Source organism: Neolewinella agarilytica (genome assembly GCF_900110645.1).
Taxonomy (GTDB): Bacteria; Bacteroidota; Bacteroidia; order Chitinophagales; family Saprospiraceae; genus Neolewinella; species Neolewinella agarilytica.
On sequence record NZ_FOFB01000016.1, the window covers coordinates 1 to 19,120 of the forward strand.

Annotated in this window: 17 protein-coding genes; 6 read left to right on the top strand and 11 right to left on the bottom strand. The window is 50.9% G+C overall.

Annotated elements, in window-relative coordinates; translation table 11 throughout:
- Nucleotides 1–60 precede the first annotated feature (60 nt).
- Genes BM123_RS14460 through BM123_RS14475 form a run of 4 tightly spaced genes read right to left on the bottom strand, consistent with a single transcriptional unit; the run spans nt 61 to nt 3,032 of the window.
- A complete protein-coding gene (locus BM123_RS14460) occupies nt 61–603 on the bottom strand; it encodes a helix-turn-helix domain-containing protein (protein WP_090169764.1) in 543 nt (180 codons plus the stop codon).
- Nucleotides 593–832 (bottom strand): DUF4160 domain-containing protein, encoded by a 240-nt coding sequence (locus tag BM123_RS14465; RefSeq protein ID WP_090169767.1) that lies wholly within the window; start codon nt 830–832, stop codon nt 593–595. Before BM123_RS14465 ends, BM123_RS14460 begins: the two co-directional genes overlap by 11 nt.
- Nucleotides 833–864: 32 nt before the next feature.
- Nucleotides 865–2,280 (bottom strand): DNA repair protein RadA, encoded by a 1,416-nt coding sequence (gene radA, locus BM123_RS14470; RefSeq protein ID WP_090169769.1) that lies wholly within the window; start codon nt 2,278–2,280, stop codon nt 865–867.
- 23 nt (nt 2,281–2,303) lie between these two features.
- Complete coding sequence (locus BM123_RS14475) at nt 2,304–3,032, bottom strand: transposase (protein ID WP_139211895.1); 729 nt, start codon at nt 3,030–3,032, stop codon at nt 2,304–2,306.
- Nucleotides 3,033–3,117: 85 nt separating this feature from the next.
- On the opposite strand from BM123_RS14475, the gene BM123_RS14480 reads away from it, so the two are divergent.
- Nucleotides 3,118–4,356: a GNAT family N-acetyltransferase gene (locus BM123_RS14480; RefSeq protein ID WP_245748572.1), complete on the top strand. Its 1,239-nt coding sequence runs from the start codon at nt 3,118–3,120 to the stop codon at nt 4,354–4,356.
- A 53-nt stretch (nt 4,357–4,409) separates the two neighbouring features.
- Here the strand turns inward: BM123_RS14480 and BM123_RS14485 are convergent, their stop codons facing one another.
- Both BM123_RS14485 and BM123_RS14490 read right to left on the bottom strand, forming a co-directional pair.
- Nucleotides 4,410–4,787 carry a DUF5995 family protein gene (locus BM123_RS14485; RefSeq protein ID WP_090169778.1) on the bottom strand — a complete coding sequence of 126 codons (378 nt, stop codon included), beginning with the start codon at nt 4,785–4,787 and terminating at the stop codon, nt 4,410–4,412.
- A 27-nt stretch (nt 4,788–4,814) separates the two neighbouring features.
- Nucleotides 4,815–5,351, bottom strand: a complete 537-nt coding sequence (locus BM123_RS14490) for a hypothetical protein (protein ID WP_090169780.1) — start codon at nt 5,349–5,351, stop codon at nt 4,815–4,817.
- A gap of 245 nt (nt 5,352–5,596) precedes the next feature.
- Here BM123_RS14490 and BM123_RS14495 point away from each other — a divergent pair, with 245 nt between their 5' ends.
- Nucleotides 5,597–6,871, top strand: a complete 1,275-nt coding sequence (locus BM123_RS14495) for a replication-associated recombination protein A (RefSeq protein WP_090169782.1) — start codon at nt 5,597–5,599, stop codon at nt 6,869–6,871.
- A gap of 31 nt (nt 6,872–6,902) precedes the next feature.
- Here BM123_RS14495 and BM123_RS14500 read toward each other — a convergent pair whose 3' ends face one another.
- Nucleotides 6,903–7,550 carry a Crp/Fnr family transcriptional regulator gene (locus tag BM123_RS14500; protein ID WP_090169783.1) on the bottom strand — a complete coding sequence of 216 codons (648 nt, stop codon included), beginning with the start codon at nt 7,548–7,550 and terminating at the stop codon, nt 6,903–6,905.
- A 211-nt stretch (nt 7,551–7,761) separates the two neighbouring features.
- Here BM123_RS14500 and BM123_RS14505 point away from each other — a divergent pair, with 211 nt between their 5' ends.
- From BM123_RS14505 to cydB, 4 genes are all read left to right on the top strand, one after another.
- Nucleotides 7,762–7,968, top strand: coding sequence for a YgaP family membrane protein (locus BM123_RS14505; RefSeq protein ID WP_090169786.1), 207 nt, complete (start codon nt 7,762–7,764; stop codon nt 7,966–7,968).
- Between the two features lie 286 nt (nt 7,969–8,254).
- Nucleotides 8,255–8,644 carry a DUF983 domain-containing protein gene (locus tag BM123_RS14510; protein WP_090169973.1) on the top strand — a complete coding sequence of 130 codons (390 nt, stop codon included), beginning with the start codon at nt 8,255–8,257 and terminating at the stop codon, nt 8,642–8,644.
- Nucleotides 8,645–8,875: 231 nt separating this feature from the next.
- Entirely contained in the window at nt 8,876–10,249 is a 1,374-nt protein-coding gene (locus tag BM123_RS14515) for a cytochrome ubiquinol oxidase subunit I (protein ID WP_090169787.1), read from the top strand.
- Nucleotides 10,250–10,379: 130 nt separating this feature from the next.
- A complete protein-coding gene (cydB, locus tag BM123_RS14520) occupies nt 10,380–11,402 on the top strand; it encodes a cytochrome d ubiquinol oxidase subunit II (protein WP_406603249.1) in 1,023 nt (340 codons plus the stop codon).
- Nucleotides 11,403–11,528: 126 nt separating this feature from the next.
- Here cydB and BM123_RS14525 read toward each other — a convergent pair whose 3' ends face one another.
- The 4 genes from BM123_RS14525 to BM123_RS14540 form a co-directional block, all read right to left on the bottom strand.
- Nucleotides 11,529–14,780 carry a T9SS type A sorting domain-containing protein gene (locus BM123_RS14525; RefSeq protein ID WP_090169791.1) on the bottom strand — a complete coding sequence of 1,084 codons (3,252 nt, stop codon included), beginning with the start codon at nt 14,778–14,780 and terminating at the stop codon, nt 11,529–11,531.
- Between the two features lie 123 nt (nt 14,781–14,903).
- Nucleotides 14,904–15,710 carry a glycoside hydrolase family 16 protein gene (locus BM123_RS14530; protein WP_090169975.1) on the bottom strand — a complete coding sequence of 269 codons (807 nt, stop codon included), beginning with the start codon at nt 15,708–15,710 and terminating at the stop codon, nt 14,904–14,906.
- A 71-nt stretch (nt 15,711–15,781) separates the two neighbouring features.
- Entirely contained in the window at nt 15,782–17,437 is a 1,656-nt protein-coding gene (locus BM123_RS14535) for a family 16 glycosylhydrolase (RefSeq protein WP_090169794.1), read from the bottom strand.
- Nucleotides 17,438–17,519: 82 nt separating this feature from the next.
- On the bottom strand, nt 17,520–19,109 hold the full coding sequence (locus BM123_RS14540; protein ID WP_090169795.1) for a PKD domain-containing protein: 1,590 nt from the start codon (nt 19,107–19,109) through the stop codon (nt 17,520–17,522).
- Nucleotides 19,110–19,120: the final 11 nt, after the last annotated feature.

The following is a 19,120-nucleotide window of genomic DNA, read 5'->3' on the forward strand; positions in this document are numbered from 1 at the left end:
AAAGGACTCACCGTCCGTCAAGCTTATGAAGCAAAAATGAAATCTAATCCGGCAGCCTAATCAGAAGCTACTGTCCACTTTTATGAGGAGGTCCAAATCGATAATTGCTAAGCGCTTCCCTAAGCCAACTTCTACGATTCTACGAAGCGTTCTGACTTCGATGTCAGACTTATTATTCTCTATACGACTCAAATAATGTTTGGTGGTTCCAATCTTTGCCGCTAACTCATCTTGAGTTAACCCTGCTTCTTTCCGTGCCTTTTTCAGCATCGGACCGACGTTCAATCGGGCTTCTTCTTCTTCATTAATCTCACTTTCTTCAAAGAGAACAGAAGGAGATAGGTCATATGCTACGTCGAATGTTCGTCCACTCTTAAGCGTAATCTTTTTCCTGATCTCAGGCCAAGTGAGTGTACCGTTTTCCAGTATCACCTTCTGGAAAACCTCCGCTTCTTTCAACTGATCAATATCTTCTCCGCTCCATTTTTTGAATAGATTCCTGAAGTCAATTATCCTGTACTCACCATTATTGAAAACACAAGAGATAACAAAATCATCAACTTCGTTGATTTTAATAATTCTCGGGACTTTATTAGTCTTCATCAGTCATTTGTAGTTCTAGCCAAATTTCCATCAGTTCTTCCTGATGTTCTTTAGCCCAAGTGAGGATTTTCTTCTGCTTGTTTTTCGGCAACTTGCCTTCGAGTACTTGTCGATCATCAATACGAATGAGAGCTTTGTACTCAGCAAACTCGGCATGAAAATGAGGAGGGTTATGATCCCGAAAGAACAATTGAATCTTAACACCATCAATAACGTAAAACGTCGGCATAAAGTTATCTGACTAGGCAACAATTAACAATTCTAAGCAAACAAAGCCTCATACAACTCCCGCACCGTAGCCAGGGTAATGATCCGGATGCCGTAGCGGTCCGGGTCGAGTCCCTTAGTGTTGTACTTACTGACGTAGATACGCTTAAAGCCCAGGCGATCTGCCTCCGCAATCCGTTGTTCGATCCGGGTAACGGCGCGGATTTCGCCACTGAGGCCGATCTCACCGGCGAAGCACACATCGGGCGGAACAGTCACGTCCATCGCGCTGGACAAGAGTGCAGAGATGATGGATAGATCCATCGCCGGGTCATCCACCTTCAGGCCACCGGCGATATTCAGGAATACATCCTGAGTTCCTAAGGGCAGACCCGCCCGTTTTTCCAATACGGCCAGTAACATATTTAGACGTTTGGAATCATAGCCGGTGGAGGTCCGTTGAGGATTGCCGTACACGGCAGCGCTAACCAACCCCTGAACTTCCACCAGCATTGGTCGCATGCCTTCCACCGTAGCGCAGACGGCGGAGCCGGAGAGGTCTTCGTCGCGTTCACTGAGCAATAACTCACTGGGATTGGAGACTTCCCGCAGGCCGTTACTATCCATCTGGTAAATACCCAGCTCATCGGTACTGCCAAAACGGTTTTTCAGCGTCCGGAGAATGCGGTAAGTATAGTTACGGTCACCTTCGAACTGGAGGACAGCGTCAACGATATGCTCCAGAAGTTTTGGTCCGGCGATGGAGCCTTCCTTCGTGATGTGCCCGATAATGAAGGTCGGGATACCGGATTCTTTAGCGAAGCGCTGCAGCTCCGCCGCACATTCCCGGACCTGGCTTACCGTACCCGCCATGCTGTCAACGTGCGGGCTGGCCAGGGTTTGGATGGAGTCGATGATGAGTAGCTCCGGCTTAACGTCGGCCGCGTGCTGAAGCACCTTACTCGTATTCGTCTCTGTAAGCAGATAACATTGCCGCTTATCGCCGCCAAGGCGGTCAGCGCGCATCTTAATCTGCTGCTCGGACTCTTCGCCGGAAACGTAGAGCACCTTTCTACCAATTTTCAACGCCAGCTGAAGCAGCAAGGTCGATTTACCGATTCCCGGCTGGCCGCCAAAGAGGACAATACTCCCCGGCACAATGCCGCCACCCAGCACCCGGTTAAGCTCCCGGTCAGGGGATTCCAGCCGCTTCACGTCGCCAGCGACAACTTCTTCCAGCTGGATAGGACGCGGCCCCTTGCCCATCAACACCCCTGGCTTGTTTCCGCCGGGCGGGCTGTCATTGACGCTTCGCCAGTCGGTCTTGTTGTCGAGTCTTTCGTTCTTGTTCTTAACGACCTTCTCTTCAATGAGGGTATTCCACTCCCGGCAGGATGGGCATTGGCCCATCCATTTGGGAGATTCGGCGCCGCAGGAGCGGCAGAAGAAGGCTATTTTGGTTTTGGCCATTGTTTTGTTTTGTACCGCCGACTTCAGTCGGCGGATTTAGCGTTCCGCCGACTGAAGTCGGCGGTACAAACCGTGTCGTACTTTCCGTATGAAAAAGGCCAAATCTCTCCTTCTTCAATCAAACCAGCTTTAAACGGATTATTCAAAGTGTAATAATAGAAGTTTTCCCACTTCTCATTGTGTCGAATCCAGTGATCGCAAGAATCTTTTTGCCAAAGCGTTCCCGTTTGCCCCAGGTACTTATTGATGTATCTTGCAGAAGCCCCCTTAATCCGTTGAAGCACACGACATAAAGGCACGTAAGTCGATTTCAATAAATCTGGGTTTTGATAGGATTGATCCTCAGATACGATCTGTTCCACAAAATTCAACAAGAGATGTACGTGGTTTGGCATAATGCTGTAGGCTTGAAGTTCGTACCAGTCACCATCATACTTTCTAATTTGTTCGATCAAAATTTTAGCACAGGCAGGGTTTTCTAAAATACAACTACCGTATGGTCTTTGATCTAATTGGTGCTCAAAGCGGCCAAAATACTTACGCCTGGCTAAGGTCGTTCTTCTGTTTAATTCATCGCCAGATAAGCCCATGGTTTTCAAAGCGGCCACTTCTTTATAGTACTCATCCCGAAACTTAAGAACAAGATGCTGCGGCAAAGCATCTGCCAGGCGAAAGGTCACGAAGAAGGTACCTCCCACTGGCGAAACATGTGGCAGCCGGCTTCGATGGAAGGTGCTTAGCGGATTAATCATTCTCCTGCTGTTTTAAAACACAAGTATACGCAGCCAACACAAATAAAACAAATAATTTTTAATTCAAACATCCATAATTTTCCGTTTGTTTGTACCGCCGACTTCAGTCGGCGGACTCATTATTCCGCCGACTGAAGTCGGCGGTACAAACGGCGGCACCAGCATGAACATTACCTACCTCTCCCTCCCCTATGCTAAGCTCACCCTTGATCAGCTTTACGCTATCCTGCGTCTGCGCGCGGAGGTTTTTGTCGTAGAGCAGGACTGCGTCTATCAGGATCTTGACGACAAAGATCCATCCGCCATTCACCTGATGGGCATGACGGAGGATGGCCGCCTGGCGGCCTATACCCGGATTGTCGACAAGGGCGTTTCCTATGCCGAATACGCCAGCATCGGCCGGGTGATCACCGCGCCCTTTGCGCGGGGTAAAGGGCTGGGACGGCCGTTGATGCAAGAGTCCTTACGAGTACTGTTCCAAGCCTTCGGCCAGCAAAAGGTCAAGATCAGCGCTCAGGCCCATCTGCAAGGATATTATGAAAGTGTCGGTTTCAAGCCGGTGGGGGAAGGATATGATGAGGACGGGATTCCGCATATCGGGATGGTGTACGCTGCTAAATCTCAGATGCTATCCTTAACAAAAAAGCATCTTGTAATTCTCTTCCTTGGACTACTATTAATGAATAATAGAGAACTAATTTCTCAGCCTGACCTTGATGATTTATTACTTCATCAAGATTTTGAGATACAAGATTTTGAAGGAGAAAATTCAAAGATTGTTTACACCAATAGCTTTCTTGTTGATCGTCACAATGCTAACTTGGAGACAATAAATGGAGAATTTTTATCGGTCTTAAGCAACCTTTTTGCTAAAAGAGGAGATCTTCTTTATTGGAAAGAACCAATCCGTCTCCGGGATAAATTTAGCTTAACAATAAAAACTTTCGACCCTTCTAAAATTGATACGCTCATTGAGAAATTGCTTAAAGTTGTCAAAACTAAAGCAGTTTACAAGAAGACTGTAACAATGTATTCAATCATCGTGGTGAGTGATGGGACAGTCGTTTTCTCCAATAATTTAGGTTCTAACGATAACCGTTCTAAACATCTCCACAAGATTATGATAGAGGAAATTTGTGAGGAGTTCGGTATTCCTTTCCCCGACTGGAACACGAAGCACGATTTTATCTATTCAAGTACATTAGGGTTCACAGGTGTTATCCATGCTATTGAAAACAGGAAAGCAGCCAAAATGATTCCCGCAGACGCAAAAGTAATCCTCAAAAAGGACGTAGCAGACATGTATGAGCTTACAGAGCTCTAATCCCACTTAAAAGGCGGTATAAACAGATTTTGTACCCTGTCTTTGAAGCCATACTACTCTACATTTTTGAAGATGGGGTGATTTTGCCTGTTATCGAGGTTTAAATATCGTTCCAAGAATAATTCCAGACTTGCGCACCAGGGCATCAGCAAACTCAGTCCTTTACGGAAGACCGATGAAGCCGAGCATTGTTCTACACACTGATGCTGCTCATAAGCCTCCAGATACAGATTAGCGAAGGCAACATCGAAAACCTCCATCCGGGCGTTATCCGCAAAGCGACCGGCCTCAATGGCTTCCTTTACTGCACGGGTTGTCCGGCGGTAGATGTAGGCAAAATAGCCGTTGGGGTCGTTCTTCGCCAGGGCGGTGTCGATGATCTCGTCGAGGCGGGAGAGGACTTCGTTGATGGTGGTGGCGGGGAGGCGCATACTCCCCAAGATAAGCATTTTCGTAAGCTACCACTCTTCTTTCAGCCAATCTTTCCGGCGGCGCTGCTGTTTGTGCCGCCGAGATTTTTCCTTACGTGCGTACTTGTACCTGTCCGAATCAAAACTCATTTCGGAACCATACCGGTTAGGGCCCTTCGGTCTGGTCATACAGTTGTTGACATTGCAGGTTTCATAGCCACAATCATGACGGCTATAGACGCCAAAATTCCGGTGGCGGATACGTTTGCGACGCAGGATTTCTTCCTGTTTACGGCGAATTTCCTTCCAGTCCTGCCCTTCCTGCTGGCGATTCCTGTTCTCCCCCAGGTGCTCCAGCCTATCCCAGGTATAGGGGTCTTTCACGACCAAAAAATCGTAGTACTTTCGGAAAGTTTCCTTAGCCAAATCCCGAATCTCCTGCTTTTCGTGCGGGTTCAGTATCTGAGATTCAAGGATACCACGGAAGAGGCCCAACCGATTAAAGTCGGTGTAGCGGCGGTAATCGCTCAACAGCCGGCGCAGTGCACGAGCCGTTAACTGGTTTATAGGACGACCAATTTTCATTGTGGCTTTATTTTCAGAATCATACTAACTACACCACAGCAGAAAGAAGTTTCTAAGCCCGTCGTTTTCTCTGCTATTTCAACTCCCTTGGCACCTGCGGCCGCGCCCCCCGCTAAGCTTGCCGAAGTGCCCAATGCCAAGGAGGTAGTGCTGTTATAACCACATTCCTGTAGATTTGTCGCTCCAACCTCACCTCCAACGAAGGCACTACATTACTACCCCCTACACTACTACACTACTAAAAAATGCAACCCCTAGCCGAACGCATGCGCCCAAAGACTCTCGACGATTACGTCGGCCAGACCCACCTCGTCGGGCCGGGGGCCGTGCTGCGCCGCGCGGTGGAAACCAAGCGGCTGCCGAGTTTCATTTTGTGGGGGCCGCCGGGGGTGGGCAAGACCACGCTTGCGCGCATCATTGCCGGTCAGCTGGAGGTTCCGTTTTATATGTTGTCAGCCATCAATTCCGGGGTGAAAGACGTGCGCGACACGATCGACAAGGCCAAACGCGGCACCTTTTTCGACCGCGCCAGCCCGATTCTGTTCATCGACGAGATCCACCGTTTTTCGAAGAGCCAGCAGGATAGTCTGTTGGGCGCCGTGGAGGCCGGAACGGTGACCCTGATAGGAGCAACGACCGAGAACCCCAGCTTCGAGGTCATCCCCGCCCTGCTGAGCCGCTGCCAGGTGTACGTGCTCGAATCACTGGGCAAAGAAGAGCTTAAAGGCATGGTGGATAAGGCGCTGACGCAGGATGCAGTGTTAAGTAAAAGAGCCGTGAAGGTCGAAGACTACGACACCCTCCTGCGCTATTCAGGTGGGGACGGCCGCCGCCTCTACAACCTCCTCGAACTGGTCACCAACGAAGCCGAAGTCGGCAAGGAAATTACCCTGACGGCTGACTGGGTCTCCGCCCGCGTGCAGGAAAACATGACCCGCTACGACAAGACTGGGGAGCAACACTATGACATCGCCTCGGCCATGATCAAGTCCATCCGCGGCTCCGACCCCAACGGCGCCGTCTATTGGCTCGCCCGTATGATTGAGGGCGGTGAAGACGTCAAGTTCATCTGCCGGCGGCTCATCATTTCCGCCTCCGAAGATATCGGTCTCGGAGCGCCCAACGCCCTGCTCATGGCCACCACCGCCGCCCAGGCCGCCCAGATGGTCGGCTACCCTGAGGCAAGGATCATCCTCAGTCAGGCCGTCGTTTACCTGGCCACTTCCCCCAAGAGCAACTCCAGCTACGTAGCCATCAACGACGCTCAGGCGACCGTGCGCAAGACCGGTACTTTACCCGTCCCCCTGCACCTGCGCAATGCGCCCACCAAGCTGATGAAACAGCTCGACTACGGCAAAAACTACAACTATAGCCACGAAAACCCCGGCAACTTCAAAGCACAGGAATACCTGCCCGAAGAACTGAGCGGAACGGCTTTCTTCCAACCCAAACCCAATAACCCGACGGAGAAAACCATCCTCGACCGGCTGAAGAAATGGTGGGGCGGAAAGTATTATTAGCAACTCTTACCTGACGCAAAGCCTGTTTCAGTCAGCCCTGAAGGCTACTCAGCGTGATACTCCCACGGCCTAAATGCAACACCCCCGCCTCCTCTAATCGCTTTAGTATTCGGGACATCCCCACCCGGGAAGCCCCCAGGTCTTCCGCCAGGGCTCCGTGCGTAATCGTTATCTCTTTGCTTGCACTAATATTCGCTATATCCCGTAAGTAAGAGGCGGTCCGCTCCTCCAGCGGAGCGAAAGCCATGCCCTCAAAGGCGGAGAGGATGGAATCAAATTTCAGGCGAAAGGACTGAAGGCTATACTCATTCCATCCGGCAAAATGCCGGGTATAATAATAGACCCGCCCAACGGGGAGCAATACAATTTCAGTTTCGGCAATCGTTTTGGCGCGCACTTTACTGGTCTCCCGTTTTAAGCAGGAAGAGAGCGTCATGGCACAAGTCTCTCCCGGTCGCAAAAAATACAGGAACAGCTGGTGGTGATCTTCGGTGTGTCGTACGACCTTGACGCCCCCTTTCGTAATCAGAGGAACGTAATCGATATATTGTTGATCCGTCAGAACGATTTGTCCGGCGGGAAAGCTCTGCAACACGCCGTGTTCAACCAGATCTTCAATCAGAAGATCGTCCTGAATGCCCGGAAGGTGCCTTCTTATGTATGCAGCGTTCAATTCCATCCCTCAATGTAACCAGGGTTACTAAAACTATTGTAAGGTGCCCGGATATTTGTTCTATTGCAATCAAATGCACCACCAGCAAGCAACGATGACTCCGGTAAAACAATGGCCTTTGTGGCAAAAGCTGATCCTGCTTTGTTTAAGCTGTGGCGGTATTGCATACGGTATTGCGATGATCATTGAATTACTATCCAATTAAACTAATTTAATTATGACTACCAATATGGGAAAAGCGGATCGAATCATCCGCCCACTACTCGCCATCGCCTTTATCGCTCTGTACTTCACGGAAACGGTAACCGGCACTTTAGGGATCGTCCTTTTAGTTCTTGCCGGTATTTTCTTGCTAACCAGTGTGGTAGGCAGTTGCCCGCTTTATAGTTTGTTTGGAATTCGCACCTGCCCGGTTAAAGGTTAGGTCTTTTACGTATTTACACTGTGAACAAAGAATGCCCGTCGGGAATACCGGCGGGCATTCAATTTTAGAATGATACTGGGTAGCCATTCTGTTCTTTAATAAGTTTTATCCATGTATGGATTTAGTTAATCGTTGGTGATCCGGATAACAGAATATGAAAAAGGGCGCCCTTACCTTAACTAATTATCGTTTCAGGATCAGAAAAAAACGGACTTATGTGATCATGATCACCGTGGGGGCTGCTGTTTCGACCGACCTTTGGGCCAATCAAAAAAAACACTACGTTATGCAGTGGATACAGGATGCCCGAGCCATGTTCAATCACAAATGTGCCGAGTGCCACGAGGGAGATATGTTCCCTACGGGAGCTTTCAGTTTTAACAAGCCATTTGACATGCATGAGCGTTGCCCTAAGTGCAATGCTAACTACTACCCTGAGCCAGGCTTCTACTATGGTGCCATGTTCATGTCTTACATCTTTTCGGCTTTCATCATTCTGGGTTTCGTGATGGTGTTACACTGGATTTTGAAACTCAGCCTGATGGCCTCTTTCGGTTGGCTAATGATCGTTGTGGCTGTTTTTTTCGTTTGGTGGTTTCGCTTCGCGCGTGCTTTTTGGCTTAACCTCATCGTTGGGTTTAAGCCAGAGAAAAAAGCCATCGCAAAAGCGAAGTAAGCCTTGCTCTGCTACCTTGCTTAACAACCCTCTCTGCACCTGCGCATGCGCCGCACAGAGCTTCTTTTGGTGGCGCGCACGCAGGATGCAATGAAAGTTGGCAGGCAAAGGCATAGAGAACCGTTTGGTTCTTGTGCGCCTGCTCTTTAGATTCACCTTAGATAGAAACCCATTTCCGGGCAAACCCGGGGTGTCACGATGTTATTCGTGTAGCCATTAAACAGGAAGATTATGGATGTTGAAATTCTTGCAAGAATACAATTCGCGTTTACCATTGCGTTTCACTACATCTACCCTCCACTGAGTATTGGCCTGGGATTGATCATGGTCATTATGGAAGGCCTCTACTTGAAAACCGGAAATAAGATCTACGAGACGATGTGTCGTTTCTGGACCAAGATTTTTGCCCTGACCTTTGGTATCGGCGTAGCCACCGGAATCGTTATGGAGTTTGAATTCGGGACCAATTGGGCGACTTATTCCCGTTTTGTCGGGGACATTTTCGGCAGTGCTCTGGCCGCGGAAGGCATTTTTGCCTTCGCCCTGGAGAGTGGCTTTCTCGGCATTCTGTTATTTGGGTGGAACCGGGTAAGCCCGCGGGTACACTTCATATCCACCATTGGTGTATTCCTGGGCTCCGCCTTCTCAGCCGTTTGGATCACCGTAGCCAATAGCTGGCAGCAAACCCCGGCGGGCTATAAAATCGTGGGGGAAGGCCTTCAGGCAAAGGCGGAAATTGTTGACTTTTGGGCAATGGTGCTCAATCCCAGCAGTATTGATCGAATGCTTCACGTCTGGATCGGAGCGTTCTTAGCGGGTGCCTTCTTGGTGCTGAGTGTTCATGCTTACTACCTGATTCGTGGTCGTTACGTAGAGCTATCGACTAAAGCCTTTAAAATCGCCCTGGGTGTAGCCACTGTTTTTAGTCTTAGCCAGCTCTTCACGGGCCACCGTAGCGCAGAGTACGTGGCCGAATACCAGCCAGCTAAACTCGCTGCGATGGAAGGCCACTTCGAAGCCGAAGGACCTGCTGACCTGTACATTATGGGCTGGGTTGATAAAGAATCGCAGACGACCACCGGCATTGGTGTTCCCGGCGGTCTGGGATTTCTGCTCGAACAGGACTTTGACGCGCCCGTTACGGGCCTCAATGCTTTTCCAGAGGAAGACCGCCCCGGACAGGTCAACGCTGTTTTCCAGTTCTACCATTTAATGGTTGCCATTGGCATGGCTTTAATTGGCCTGACCTTACTGGCCTGTTTCTTTTGGTGGCGAGGAACCCTTTTTGAAAAAAAATGGCTGCTTTGGGTATTCGTCTGGGCAGTTGCCCTGCCCCAGATGGCGAACCAGTTTGGTTGGTTTGCCGCGGAGATGGGACGTCAGCCCTGGGTGGTTTACGGACATCTGCGGACCTCAGAGGCCTTCTCTAAAGTCGTTACGGCTAATCAGATTCTGTTTTCCCTGATCGGCTTCACCCTTATTTACATCCTCCTTGCGGCCTTATTCTTCTATGTGCTGAATAAAAAAATTAAGAAAGGTCCCTACGATGAAAGCAAAATCGATGATCGTCCTTTACAGGAAGGAATTGCTGAAGCAGTAAGCTAGCATACTTTTGACATCCCATCATCTCCCCCACCCTTCGAGCTAACCCAATATGAAATATCTACTGCTTTTTCCTTTAGCTTTTCTGCTTACCGCCTGTGGCACTGATGGCCCCAACGGATATACTACCCTGATGGGGATCGATTTTCAAACCCTCTGGTTTCTCGTGGTGGGAGCAGTATTTACGGGCTACGCTATCCTTGATGGTTTTGACCTGGGTGCGGGCGCCTGGCACTTGTTTTTTCGTAAGGAAGAAAGCCGGCGAATTGCCCTCAATGCCGTAGGCCCCGTTTGGGATGGAAACGAGGTTTGGCTGGTAATTGGCGGAGGAACGCTATTCGCTGGTTTCCCTGTGGTGTACGCTACGCTGTTTTCAGCCATGTATATCCCCTTCATGCTGTTTTTGTTCGCGCTTATTTTCCGGGCTGTCTCCATTGAATTCCGAAGTAAGGAGCCCATGCAATGGTGGCGGACGATGTGGGATGTCTCTTACAGTCTCTCCAGTGCCCTGCTGGCGCTCTTACTCGGGGTTGTACTCGGCAACGTTCTGCAGGGGATGCCACTGGATGCCAACTATGAACACTCCGGTGACTGGTTGGCCTTCTTTAACCCTTACGCTTTTCTCGTTGGCCTGACCTCCCTGGCGCTCTTCATGATGCACGGAGCCATTTACCTGACGATGAAGACCGAAGGAAGGCTTTTTGCAAAAGTGAACAAGTTGCTCCAGCGGTCCATTATCGCTTTCGTAATCCTTTTTGTCCTGCTCACCTTTTATACCCTACTCTACATTCCCCACCTTTCTGATGGCTTCAAGAGCAGGCCCTGGCTGTTCATCATCCCCGTGCTGGCAGTGCTGGCGATTGCGAATATCCCCCGCCTGGTTAACAAGCAAAAATATTTACCGGCCTTCATTTTCAGCGCAATTACCGTTGGTCTGCTGTTGATCACCGTAGCGATTGAGTTATACCCAACTATTATCATCGATAGTAGTGGTGCAGGGAACGACATTACGGTCTACAATGGTGTCGCCTCTGACAAGTCGCTGGGCATTATGCTACTCTTTGTTGCCATTGGTGCACCACTGGTTATTTCCTACACTGTCTTTGTTTATAAGACCTTCTGGGGTAAGGTCCGGCTGGATGAGCATAGCTACTAGCACACACAATATTTCACTTCCAGCTCCCGACTACCGGAAAAACGTGCTTCATACAAGGCGCATAAAAAAAGCCCCCCACTACAAACAACGGTAGTGAGGGGCTCTTGCATTTAGCCGCTGGCAGCTTTACTGCTTTATCAAACGGGCAACACGCCGGCCTTCGGCCGTAGCAATTCGAACGATGTAAGTACCGGTGGGAAGCCGGCGGGCATCGATCTCATAAGTGTTGGTATCGGGATTAGCGCTGATCAGCTGTCTTCCGGAGAGGTCGAACAATTCCAGCATCTCGATGCGGGCGTCAGGAGACGCGATTTGCCAAAGGGCAGATGTCGGATTCGGGAACACCTGTACTTCCTCCGCAGTAAGTCTTCTCGTTGAAGTCAACTCATCGACGGAGAGGTTGTCGAAGTAATAGGTCGTGCCATCACCCGCAAGGTCGCCGATGAACTCGTAGAAAATGACAATCCGTACGTAGTCTACGTTGGGGTCCTGAATGCCGGAGAAATCAGCCTCCAGGGTCTCCCAGACACTTGCGTTTACGGTATTCACATCGAGCTCAATGCCAGCGGTATTACCGGCATCCTCCAAACGGACGCGAACCGGAATGTTCGCCTTCGGCGACCAGGAACTGAATACAATTTTCCCGGTATTAGAAAGGTCGATGGGCGCATCGAGGTTCAGGAAAGTTCCGGCGAAGAATTGAGCTCCTTCGGTTTTGGTGGTCCGCATGACGGTAGTACTGGTATTCTCGCCCGTCGGGTCAGGGTTCGCTTCAATGGCTGAGTCAGCCCCCTCAAAGCCTGCAAAATCGTAGGTTAAGCTTCCGTTCTCAAAGCCTACTGGCAGAACTACTGGCGGCGAGTCATCCGTAATTTCCACCACTTCAATGTTGTCGAAGTAGTAGGTTGATCCATCACCGGGCAGGTCACCGACGAATTCAAAGAACACAACCACTTTGACGTAGTTGACCGCCGGATCGATCAGGTTCGTGAAGTCTGCCGTCAGGGTTTCCCAACTGCCGGCCACGGTCGTGTTTACGTCGAGTTCGATGCCGGCAGTATTACCCGCATCTTCCAGGCGAATTCTGACCGGAATGTCCGCTTTGGGAGACCAGGACTGAATAGCAATACCCTTGTTTACGGAGAAGTCAATCGGCGTATCGAGGTTCAGGAAAGTTCCGGCGAAGAACTGAGCACCGTCGGTTTTGGTGGTCCGCATAACGGTCGCACTGGTGTTCTCACCCGTCTGATCGGGGTTAGCTTCGATGGCTGAGTCAGCGCCTTCAAAACCTCCGAAGACATAGGTGAGCTCCGTGCTTTCAAAGTCAACGGGCAGGGATACTCCGGGCGTTCCGTCACCAGCTTCCACCACTTCAATGTTGTCGAAGTAGTAGGTTGATCCATCACCGGGCAGGTCAACTACAAACTCATAAAAGACAACAACTTTGACGTAGTTAACGGCCGGGTTGATCAGGTTCGTGAAGTCTGCCGTCAGGGTTTCCCAGCTGCCGGCCACGGTCGTGTTTACGTCAAGTTCGATGCCGGCAGTATTACCGGCGTCTTCCAGGCGGATTCTGACCGGGATGTCTGCCTTGGGGGACCAGGACTGAATAGCAATACCCTTATTTACGGAGAAGTCAATCGGCGTATCGAGGTTCAGGAAAGTTCCGGCGAAGAACTGAGCACCGTCGGTTTTGGTGGTCCGCATAACGGTCGCACTGGTGTTCTCACCCGTCTGATCGGGGTTAGCTTCGATGGCTGAGTCAGCGCCCTCAAAACCTCCGAAGACATAGGTGAGCTCCGTGCTTTCAAAGTCAACGGGCAGGGATACGCCGGGCGTTCCGTCACCAGCTTCCACCACTTCAATGTTGTCGAAGTAGTAGGTTGATCCATCACCGGGCAGGTCCACTACAAACTCATAAAAGACAACAACCCGGACATAATTAACGGCCGGATTGATCAGGTTCGTGAAGTCTGCCGTCAGGGTTTCCCAGCTGCCGGCCACGGTCGTGTTTACGTCGAGTTCGATGCCGGCAGAATTACCGGCGTCTTCCAGGCGGATTCTTACCGGAATATCCGCTTTGGGAGACCAGGACTGAATAGCAATACCCTTGTTTACGGAAAAGTCAATCGGCGTATCGAGGTTCAGAGAAGTCCCGGCGAAGAACTGAGCACCGTCGGTTTTGGTGGTCCGCATAACGGTCGCACTGGTGTTCTCACCCGTCTGATCGGGGTTAGCTTCGATGGCTGAGTCAGCGCCTTCAAAACCCTGGAAGTTGTAAGTCAGTTCTGTACTTTCAAAGTCAACGGGCAAAGCTACGGCAGCAACACCGCCGCCACCGCCGGCGCCGCCGAACATCATGTCATCAAAGAAGTAGTTCGTTGTTGCAGCAGGAACACTTCCAAAATCAAAAAAGATGGAAGCTTTGTTATAGGTAGCACTGAGATTCAGCGCAGCAGTTCCCGTAGCTTCCTGTGAGAAATCGAACACCAGTGTATCCCAGGCAGCTGCGACCGTGACCGTGGCTTCTGTTTCAACACTGACACCAGCATCCCCCGCATTTTCCACCTTCAGGCGAACGGGAATACCAGCCGTAGGCGACCAAACGCGAACGGACATAGTTGTAGCAGAAGCCGTAAAGGGAATAGCACTGGCGAAACCAGCGGGGCCACCAGGCAGAGAAGTTACCGTTGCGCCGGCAGAAGTGCCGGAGTCCGATCCTTTGGTTACCTGACCGACCTGATTGGCTGCATCAGTGGGGTCAGTGACAATAGAAGCTTCAGCACCTTCAAAACCCACAATCCCGTAGTTCACGTTCTCATCGTCAAAAGTGACCGGAAGGTCCATTTGATCTCCATCAGGGGAAGGCACATTAACCTGCACCAGTTCGTCCCAGTAAAAGGTAATGGGATCCGCGTTGGAATTGACGTTGAAGTTCAGGAACACAACCACAAATTCAAACACATTGTCTCCTTCGGTTGCGAAATCAAAAGTTAGCTCCTGCCAACTATTCGCAGCTCCGGTAAAGGTAGCCGGGCGCTCTATGTCTCCGGAAGTAGATGAGTCCTCAAATTTAAGGAGAACCGGCGCATTTTCAATGGGAGACCAAACCTTCATGGTAAAAGACTTTCCGTCTTTTAAATCAATGGTTTGAGTGATTTTAATACCCGCAAAGTTCTGCGCAATAGGAAGCACGTTCTGTACCACGGTAGCGCTGGTGTTAGGCTCAGATACATCAGGGTTAGGAATGATAGTTGAGACGGAACCATTGAAATCCTCATAGGTGGGCGCATCTCCTTCGAAGTCGAGGATGGTACTCTGCGCCGAGGCCGTTACCGAGAGTAGCAGCACCAGTAAAAGTGTATAGCATGATCGCATAAAAAACGTTTTTTGCTTTATAGAGCGGTTAAAAAATCGGTTGTAACAGGTCTTAGGAAGTCATTAAAATTTTCATTGAATCAGAAAGTAAGTACGCATAGTTGCCCCCGTTCTGAAGTCCTTTTATTCAGGTGCATAAACCCGGACGTAATCGATGATGAAGCTTTGTGGCAAAACGGAATCATCCACCCCGGGGCCGCCAAAGCTCCCCCCGATTGCCAGGTTTAGTAATAGGTAGAAAGGCTGGTCAAAGGGCCAGACCTCAACACTCCGTTCCTTTGGCTCGAAGGTGTATACCAGCTGGTTATCAATAAAAAAGGTGATGTTTTTTGGCGTCCATTCCGTTGCGTAACGGTGGAAACCTTCTTCTATGTCAGCGAAGGGAGTAGTCTTCGAACTGCCGTTGTCTCCATGTCTGGCTTTAGTATGCAGGGTCGTGAAAATTTCGCCCGGCTTCTTCCCCACATATTCCAGAATGTCAATTTCTCCGCAGGTCGGCCACCTGACGGTGTCAATGTTTTGGCCCAGCATCCAAAAAGCAGGCCAAAGCCCTTCTCCTACCGGAATTTTTGCCCTCGTTTCAATCCGGCCATAACGGAAGTGATGCTTGTTCTTAGTCGTAATCCGGGTAGAGGTATATACCTCTCCTTCTTTTTTAGCCGTAATGGTGAGCATACCATTGGCTAAATGATGATTCTCCTTCGTGTATAACTGCCGTTCATTGTTTCCCCAGCCACACAGATTCGGGCAACCATCCCCCAACTCATAATTCCAGGTGGAGGTATCCAGCTCCGTACCGTCAAATTCTTCAGACCAAACCATGGTCCTCTCCCTCGTTCCACCGATGGAAGGTCCCTCAGCCGCTTCTGCGGATGAGCATTGCTGCAGAAACGCCAGCAGCGGTAGTAAGACAAAGAAGAACCGTTTCATCTTCTCATTTTTGCGCATTAAACAGAGGTCAGCAGCTGCTTTTATTGTACCCGGCAGGCCTGACCGGTTGATTACTGATAAACCCGGACCCAATCCACTTCCATCGTTGACTCGTTAAAGGCAGGGTCGATGTCTCCTCCGAAGCCTCCGCCCATTGCTACGTTGAAAATCAGGAAGAAGTCACTATCGAAAGGCAGACTGCTACTATTGGTGAAGGTGTGGTACTCCTCATCATCCACAAAGAAGCGAATGCTTTCGGGAGACCAAACAACTGAGTACTTGTGGAAGGTACCCGCTACATCCTCTTCGTTAGTACCACGGGTGACTGCATCTCCTCCGGAGTTCCCGGGGAAGTGCAGGGAGGAGAAAATTCGGTCCTGCTGGTTACCCACGTGTTCCATAATGTCAATCTCACCACAGCCTGGCCAGGTGTTAGTGGCGTAGTCAGCGCCCAGCATCCACAGTGCAGGCCAGGTCCCTCCTCCGGTAGTCAGTTTTGCGCTGATGTCAACGCGCCCGTAGGTAAACTCGAATTTGTCCTCCGTTAACAGGCGGGCAGAAGTGTAATTTGCTCCACCAAAGGCTTCTCTTTTTGCCGTAATCTTCAGCTTACCGTCTTCCACCCGAACGTTGTCCGCCCGGCTGGTATAGTACTGTTCTTCGCCATTACCCCAGCCGTTACTGCCCCGGCCAATATTGTAGTTCCATTTCGCGGGGTCAGGAGCTCCGTCCGTATCAAATTCATCTGACCATACGAGGTTATCGTAATCCGTTTCATCTCCGCCGCCAGCCGTAGGACGGGTAGAACTGAACGTGTGGTACCAGGCCAGGGCCGGGTTGTTCCCCTGTACGGCACGAACCACCAACCGGTTGTCCGTAACGGACATGATTTCATAGGTAGTCGCACCGATGTAGTAGCTCATAAAGCTACCCTCCGGCAGCACCAGATTCGTGCCCCGGGTCTGACCAGGCACACCATTGTCCACCACGAAGCTTTCGGCAGGAGCCAGTTGCACCCGCTGGGGCGTGCTTTCCACCGCAAAATCGTAGCAGAAATCGAAACCAGCGGAGCCGCCGCCAACGTCCTGATAGGCGACGTTGAAGTAGGTCTGTCCAAAGTTGTTCAGCTGGTAGAACAGCGAGCCGCCTTCGGTGGAAAAAACGAGTTCATCCTGATAGAAGCAAAGGCTTTCTTCAGCGCCATCCTTCTCAAAGGGGGCCGCCTGGTAGTAGTTGGGGTAGAAATTCAGTTCAGCGTTGTCATCATTTTGCCCTACGCCAAAGTGGCCGGGTTCATCCGCCGCCCAATACCAGGTCTTGCTGCTACCGTCCGTCAGGAAGGCCAATACTTCAGGGTCGCTGAAGTTACTCTCTACCGTCACTTCTGAGGTAAGCGTGGTACTGACACCAGCGGTGCCGGAGGCCACCACGGTAACTCCGTAAGTATTGACTCCAATCTGGTTAAAGCGCTTGGTAAGCTGGCCGGCAGGAGCAATCTCCTCGGTTCCGTCACTAAACACAAAACGATAGGTAATGGCATTATCTGCGGAAGCCGTAAAGACCACCTGCCCGCTACCGTCCCCAAAGGGAGCATCCGTTGTCTGGCCCGAAATATTCGCTTCCAGTGTCAGATTTTGTGGCGTGGTAATTTCACCAAAAGTATACTCTTCCTGTTCGCAGGTAAAGCAAAGCAGAGCAAGAGCGGTTAAGAGAAAGAACTGTTTCATGATTAGTCGTTTACTAAAGGCGCTTGGGGGGCGCTAACCGCAGGTGCGGTGTTTGTTTTTAAAAAAGCAAGGGATGACTTTTCTATTCCTGGCTGATATCGTCGAAGTAGTACGTTTCTCCGCTTCCGGCAGTGCCGAAATTGCCGAAGATGACAAGCCTGCGGATGTTGGGGAAAGCTTCAATACCGGAGAAATCATAGCTAAGCTCCTCCCACTGGTTAGCGCCAGTGGTGGATACGGACACCTCAATGTTGTCATCCGGGTTGTCCGGGTTCTCCAGCTTAAAGAGAATGGGCGCTTCGGCTACCGGAGACCATACCTTAAGCTTTATCGTTGTTGCTCCACTGCTGAAGTCAATCGGGTTGGTCACGTCGATAAAGACACCGGCCCATACTTCTGAGCCCTCATTCTTCGTCAGGCTGGCTACCCGGCTGCTGCCGTTAATCCCACTTGCATCGGGGTTATCAATCACCTCGGCTCCGGCTCCGCCAAAACCACTAAAAGTGTAAGTGGCGTCAGCATTTTGGAAATCCAGCGGCAGGGCAAGATCGCTGCCACCGCCGCCGCCACCTCCACCGCCGCCACTCTCGCCGTCCAGACTGATATCGTCGAAGTAGAAATTTTCGTCCATGCCGGCCGTTCCGAAGTCAAAGAAGATGACAACTTTTTCGTAGGGCAGGCTTAGGTCGCCTGCGGAATTGAAGTTAAACTCCACCAGGTGCCAGGCGTTCGCCTCCGTAGTGTTGGCCGTTACCTCTACGTTGATGTCGGCGTCATCGGCATCTTCCAGCTTCAGGATAACCGGAATTCCGGCGCGGGGAGACCAGACATTGACAAAAATGCTGGTGGAGGAAGAGAAATCCACGGGCCCTTCCAATGGGAGGAAAGCCCCCGCCCATACTTCTGAGCCGCTCGATTTGTTGAGCTCCACTACCCGGGCGCTGCCGTTTCCATCAGACACATCCGGGTTGTCCACAACACCTGCGTTAGCCCCGCCAAAGCCGCCCCAGGCGAAATCAATGGCGCTGTTCTCGAAGTTGAGCGGTAAAACCACGGCATTGCTGCTGTTATTGACGGTTACCGTTTGCGTTACCTCCAGGCTCGTCTCCACCCCTTCGCTGAGCGCAACGACGCGAACATCGTAATCGCCCGCTTCCGCATAAACGTGGCTGATGGTTTCTCCCTGCTGAAAGAGCGTTGGTGTTTCATCAGCGACGTCTCCGAAGTAGGCATGGAAGCCCGCCGCGAAGTCTGCCGTTGCGGAGACATCAATAGAAAGGGAGTTGCCAGCCGTTCCGCCGATATCCACCATCAGGTTGCGGGGAGGTGTAGCGTCAACGGTGAGGGTCTCCGTGATGCTGGCTGTTTGACCGGAAATTCCGGTTGCCGTGAGGGTCAGCGTGTAAGTTCCTACCCCATAGCTGTGAGCAGCGGATTCACCGATGGGCATTTCCTCTACCGGGCTGCCGTCACCAAAATCGACATGGAAGAGGGTCACGCCCTGTCCTCCGGGAGTAATGGTGGCTTCACCGGGGCTATCGGCGTCCATCATGATGTCCAGCGAAAGCCCGGTGGGTACCGGAGCTTCCTCCAAAGCGGGTAGAATCTGATCATCGTCGCAAGCCATAAAGCCAACGAAGAGAAGCAGAAGAAGTAGATATTTTGTAGGCATGACCGAAGAGG

Excerpts from the sequence above, each read along its gene's own strand:
- BM123_RS14460 (WP_090169764.1), bottom strand. The coding sequence starts at position 603 with ATGAAGACTAATAAAGTCCCGAGAATTATTAAAATCAACGAAGTTGAT.
- BM123_RS14465 (WP_090169767.1), bottom strand. The coding sequence starts at position 832 with ATGCCGACGTTTTACGTTATTGATGGTGTTAAGATTCAATTGTTCTTT.
- radA (WP_090169769.1), bottom strand. The coding sequence starts at position 2,280 with ATGGCCAAAACCAAAATAGCCTTCTTCTGCCGCTCCTGCGGCGCCGAA.
- BM123_RS14475 (WP_139211895.1), bottom strand. The coding sequence starts at position 3,032 with ATGATTAATCCGCTAAGCACCTTCCATCGAAGCCGGCTGCCACATGTT.
- BM123_RS14485 (WP_090169778.1), bottom strand. The coding sequence starts at position 4,787 with ATGCGCCTCCCCGCCACCACCATCAACGAAGTCCTCTCCCGCCTCGAC.
- BM123_RS14490 (WP_090169780.1), bottom strand. The coding sequence starts at position 5,351 with ATGAAAATTGGTCGTCCTATAAACCAGTTAACGGCTCGTGCACTGCGC.
- BM123_RS14495 (WP_090169782.1), top strand. The coding sequence starts at position 5,597 with ATGCAACCCCTAGCCGAACGCATGCGCCCAAAGACTCTCGACGATTAC.
- BM123_RS14500 (WP_090169783.1), bottom strand. The coding sequence starts at position 7,550 with ATGGAATTGAACGCTGCATACATAAGAAGGCACCTTCCGGGCATTCAG.
- BM123_RS14505 (WP_090169786.1), top strand. The coding sequence starts at position 7,762 with ATGACTACCAATATGGGAAAAGCGGATCGAATCATCCGCCCACTACTC.
- BM123_RS14510 (WP_090169973.1), top strand. The coding sequence starts at position 8,255 with ATGCAGTGGATACAGGATGCCCGAGCCATGTTCAATCACAAATGTGCC.
- BM123_RS14515 (WP_090169787.1), top strand. The coding sequence starts at position 8,876 with ATGGATGTTGAAATTCTTGCAAGAATACAATTCGCGTTTACCATTGCG.
- cydB (WP_406603249.1), top strand. The coding sequence starts at position 10,380 with ATGGGGATCGATTTTCAAACCCTCTGGTTTCTCGTGGTGGGAGCAGTA.
- BM123_RS14525 (WP_090169791.1), bottom strand. The coding sequence starts at position 14,780 with ATGCGATCATGCTATACACTTTTACTGGTGCTGCTACTCTCGGTAACG.
- BM123_RS14530 (WP_090169975.1), bottom strand. The coding sequence starts at position 15,710 with ATGAAACGGTTCTTCTTTGTCTTACTACCGCTGCTGGCGTTTCTGCAG.
- BM123_RS14535 (WP_090169794.1), bottom strand. The coding sequence starts at position 17,437 with ATGAAACAGTTCTTTCTCTTAACCGCTCTTGCTCTGCTTTGCTTTACC.
- BM123_RS14540 (WP_090169795.1), bottom strand. The coding sequence starts at position 19,109 with ATGCCTACAAAATATCTACTTCTTCTGCTTCTCTTCGTTGGCTTTATG.